Genomic DNA, 3686 nt, shown 5'->3' with positions numbered 1-3686 from the left:
GCCTCGGCCGGCCCGCGCGACGTGGATGTGCCGACCCCCGAGACCATGCCCCTGGCCGACCTGATCGCCAGGCGCACGGCCGAGCTGGTCGGCTATCAGAACCAGGCCTATGCCGACCGCTACGCCGCGCGCGTGGCCCAGGTGGCGGCGGCCGAGGCGGCGGCGGGGGGCGGCGAGGCCCTAACCCGCGCGGCGGCGATCAATCTGTACAAGCTGATGGCCTACAAGGACGAGTACGAGGTCGCCCGTCTGTATACGGACGGTCGCTTCGCGGCCGAGCTGGCCGGAACCTTCAAGGGTGGCAAGGCCAAGGTCTGGCTGGCCCCGCCGCTGATCGCGCCCAAGGGGCCGGACGGCAAGCCCAAGAAGATCGCCTTCGGCGGCTGGATGCTCGACTACGCCTTCCCGCTGATGGCCAAGATGAAGGGCCTGCGCGGCGGGGCCTTCGACATCTTCGGAAAGACCGAGGAGCGCCGCATGGAGCGCGGCCTGATCACGTCGTACGAGGCTGATCTCGACCGCCTGATCGCCGGCCTGACCCCGAGCGCCTAGCCCTGGCGGCCCGCATCGCGGCCGTGCCCCAGGCGATCCGCGGCTATGGCCACGTCAAGGACAAGGCCGTGGCGGTCGCCAAGGCTGATGCGGCGACCCTGTGGAGCCAGTGGTAAGGGTAGGGTCTGGTCCAGCGCAGGCTTCGTGCTAGGCTTGCCTCTATGAGCAAGCCGGTCGACGCCAGCCAGGTGACGGTGCATCTTTCCGCGGACTACGCGGCGGATCTGAACGCGCGTGTCGAACGCGGCGAGTTCGCGTCTCTTGACGAAGGGGTCGCCGCAGAACTGGCCGAGCTCAACTATCGCCGCGCCGCCGAGATCGTGGGCGGCGCCGACAAGCTCGAGGCGCTGCTGGACCAGCTCGAAGCCGAGGACGTCCCCGCTGACGATGTGGATGCGCGTCCGTTTTTCGAAGAGCTGCTGGCCGGCTTACGACCACCTTCGAAGCCCTGACGACTGGCGCGCCACGGTCTTCGTGCTAGGCTCTTGGCATGAACAAGCCGGTGAAAGCCTCGACCGTCACGGTCAGCCTGCCGTCCAGCACCGTTTCGGATCTGGAGCGCCGTGTGCGTTCCGGTGAATTCAGGACGCTGGACGAGGCGGTGGCTGGCGCGCTGCTCGAACTTGAACATCTGAGAGCTGTCGAACTGGCAGGCGGAGCGGTGGCCTTCGCCACGCTTGTCGACGAAGTCACGGCGCATCCCGATGCCCAGGTCGACTACGGCGACGCCTTCGAGATCCTGGGCAGGCTTCGCGAGAAATACCGCCTTCTGGCCGAGGCCCAGGAAAGTGGGGCTTGAGGTCAGTCCGGCTGAGCAAGCTCGCCTTCGACGAGATCGAGCAGGTGGGGCGTGAGATCGCCGCTGACAAGCCGCACGCGGCTGAGGCCTTCGTGGGGGAACTGATCGCGCGCTGCCATTCGATCGCCGACGCGCCGGAAGGCTACGACTTCCGGCCTGACTACGGTATCGACGTGCGTGGGGTGACGGTCGGGCCCTATCTCATCCTTTACCGTGTGCGACCGCGCGACATCTTTATTCTCAGTATCCGGCATGGTGCGCGCAGACCTGTGACGTTCAAATGACCCAGACCTTTGATTTCGACGCCGTCGTGGTGGGGGCCGGGGCCGTGGGGCTAGCCTGCGGCCATGCCCTGTCCAAGCGCGGGCTTGTGGTGGCGGTGCTGGAGCGCGAGGCGGCGATCGGCCAGGGGGTGTCGTCGCGCAATTCCGAGGTGATCCACGGCGGGCTCTACTATCCGACCGGCTCGTTGAAGGCGCGGCTGTGCGTGACCGGGCGGCGGGCCCTCTACGCCTTCCTCGACGCCCACCATGTTGACTACAAGAAATGCGGCAAGCTGGTGGTGGCCACCGAGCCGGCCGAGGTCGAGCGGCTGGAGGCCATCCTCGTCCAGGCCCAGGAAAACGACGTCGAGGGCATGGAGCGCCTGACCGGGGCCCAGGCCCGGGCCCTGGAGCCGGGCCTGCGGGCCGAGGCGGCCCTGCTGTCGCCGGAGAGCGGCGTGTTCGACAGCCACGGCTACATGCTGGCCCTGCGCGGCGAGATCGAGGCGGCCGGCGGGGCGGTGGTGGTCGAGACGCCGTTCGAGGGCGCGACGCCTCTGGCGGGCGGCGGCTTCACCGTGCGGGCCGGCGGGGCCGAGGCCACCAGCCTGACCTGCCGCCTGCTGATCACCGCGCCGGGCCTGTCGGCCCAGGCCGTGGCCGGCCAGATCGAAGGCTTTCCCGCCGACCAGATCCCCAAGGGCCATTTCGGCAAGGGGGTCTATTTCCGCCTGGCCGCCAAGGCTCCGTTCCAGCGCCTGATCTATCCGCCGCCGATCCATGGGGCGCTGGGCACCCACTACCGCAACGACCTGGGCGGCCAGGCGGTGTTCGGGCCCGACCTGGCCTATGTCTCAGAGCCGGACTATTCGGTCGATCCGGCCCGGGCGGCCGATTTCGCCGCCTATATCCGCAAGTTCTGGCCCGGCCTGCCCGCAGACGCCCTGACGCCCGACTATGCCGGGGTGCGGCCCAAGCTGCACGGCCCCGGCGAGCCGCAGCCCGACTTCCAGCTGCGCGGCGCCGACACCCACGGCCTGCCGGGCCTGATGGCCCTGTTCGGCATCGAGAGCCCCGGCCTGACCAGCTCCCTGGCCATCGGCGAGACGGTGGCGGCGCGACTGCTGGACTGAGGGCTCAGCCCGATGATTGCCTAAATCACCTACGCTCCGTCTCCCCGGCGAAGGCCGGGGCCCAGATCGAACCCGGAGCGGCGGGGGATCTGGGCGGCGTCAGAAGTCGGATCATACTCGGACTCTCTGGGTGAATCTGGGCCCCGACCTTCGTCGGGGAGGTGGTGGAGAGAGAAAGCCGAAATCGCCCCCTACCGCTTGGGAACCACCTTCAGCAGCTGGCCCTCGTCCTCGTCGGTCAGCAGATAGACCGCGCCGTCGGGCCCGTCCGGACGTCGCGGATGCGACGGTCCAGCTCGGTGAACAGGCGCTCCTCGCCGACCACCCGGTCGCCGTCCAGGGTCAGGCGGGCGACGTGCTTCTCGCGCAGCGAGCCGACCAGCAGGCTGCCCTTCCAGGCTGGGAACAGTCCGCCGTTATGGAAGGCCAGGCCCGAGGGGGCGATCACCGGGTCCCAGTAATAGAGCGGCTGCTCCAGGCCCGGCTTGGCGGTGAGGCCTTCGCCGATCGGCTTGCCGGAATATTCCTCGCCATAGGTGATGGTCGGCCAGCCATAGTCCTTGCCGGCCTGCGGATGGTTGATCTCGTCGCCGCCCTTGGCGCCATGTTCCACCGTCCACAGGGCGCCCGTGGCCGGGTTGATGGCCGCGCCCTGCAGGTTGCGGTGGCCGGCCGACCAGATCTCGCCCTTCACGCCGGCCTGGCCCGCATGGGGATTGTCGGCGGGGACGGTTCCGTCGGCGTTGATCCGGATCACCTTGCCCAGGGTCCCGTCGAGGCGCTGGGCCTGGACGCGGCCCGGCAGGATCGAGCGATCGCCGGTGGTGATGAACAGCTTGCCGTCCGGGGCGAAGGCCAGGCGTCCGCCAAAGTGCAGGGCGGAGTCCAGCTTGGGCGTCTGGCGCCAGATCACGCTGACCTGAGACACCGTCTCGCCGT

Annotated in this window: 4 protein-coding genes and 2 pseudogenes; 5 read left to right on the top strand and 1 reads right to left on the bottom strand. The window is 69.1% G+C overall.

The window, feature by feature from the left end; all coding sequences use genetic code 11:
• The 5 genes and pseudogenes from CSW58_RS11100 to CSW58_RS11080 form a co-directional block, all read left to right on the top strand.
• A pseudogene (locus tag CSW58_RS11100) lies at positions 1 to 668 on the top strand (DUF6537 domain-containing protein); the annotation flags it as partial.
• Positions 669 to 713: 45 nt separating this feature from the next.
• Positions 714 to 1004, top strand: a complete 291-nt coding sequence (locus CSW58_RS11095) for a hypothetical protein (RefSeq protein ID WP_099447328.1) — start codon at positions 714 to 716, stop codon at positions 1002 to 1004.
• Positions 1005 to 1042: 38 nt separating this feature from the next.
• Positions 1043 to 1351, top strand: coding sequence for a hypothetical protein (locus tag CSW58_RS11090; RefSeq protein ID WP_099447327.1), 309 nt, complete (start codon positions 1043 to 1045; stop codon positions 1349 to 1351).
• Positions 1348 to 1635 carry a type II toxin-antitoxin system RelE/ParE family toxin gene (locus tag CSW58_RS11085; protein WP_201721646.1) on the top strand — a complete coding sequence of 96 codons (288 nt, stop codon included), beginning with the start codon at positions 1348 to 1350 and terminating at the stop codon, positions 1633 to 1635. Before CSW58_RS11090 ends, CSW58_RS11085 begins: the two co-directional genes overlap by 4 nt.
• Positions 1632 to 2747 carry an NAD(P)/FAD-dependent oxidoreductase gene (locus tag CSW58_RS11080; protein WP_099447326.1) on the top strand — a complete coding sequence of 372 codons (1116 nt, stop codon included), beginning with the start codon at positions 1632 to 1634 and terminating at the stop codon, positions 2745 to 2747. The genes CSW58_RS11085 and CSW58_RS11080 overlap by 4 nt, the downstream gene beginning before the upstream one ends.
• Positions 2748 to 2938: 191 nt before the next feature.
• Here the strand turns inward: CSW58_RS11080 and CSW58_RS11075 are convergent.
• Positions 2939 to 3686, bottom strand: a pseudogene (locus tag CSW58_RS11075) (PQQ-dependent sugar dehydrogenase); the annotation flags it as partial.

It is taken from the genome of Caulobacter sp. B11 (genome assembly GCF_002737765.1).
GTDB lineage: Bacteria > Pseudomonadota > Alphaproteobacteria > Caulobacterales > Caulobacteraceae > Caulobacter.
Note: the sequence above shows the minus strand (reverse complement) of the source record. Positions and strands in the feature narration are given on the sequence as shown.

Excerpts from the sequence above, each read along its gene's own strand:
- CSW58_RS11095 (WP_099447328.1), top strand. The coding sequence starts at position 714 with ATGAGCAAGCCGGTCGACGCCAGCCAGGTGACGGTGCATCTTTCCGCG.
- CSW58_RS11090 (WP_099447327.1), top strand. The coding sequence starts at position 1,043 with ATGAACAAGCCGGTGAAAGCCTCGACCGTCACGGTCAGCCTGCCGTCC.
- CSW58_RS11080 (WP_099447326.1), top strand. The coding sequence starts at position 1,632 with ATGACCCAGACCTTTGATTTCGACGCCGTCGTGGTGGGGGCCGGGGCC.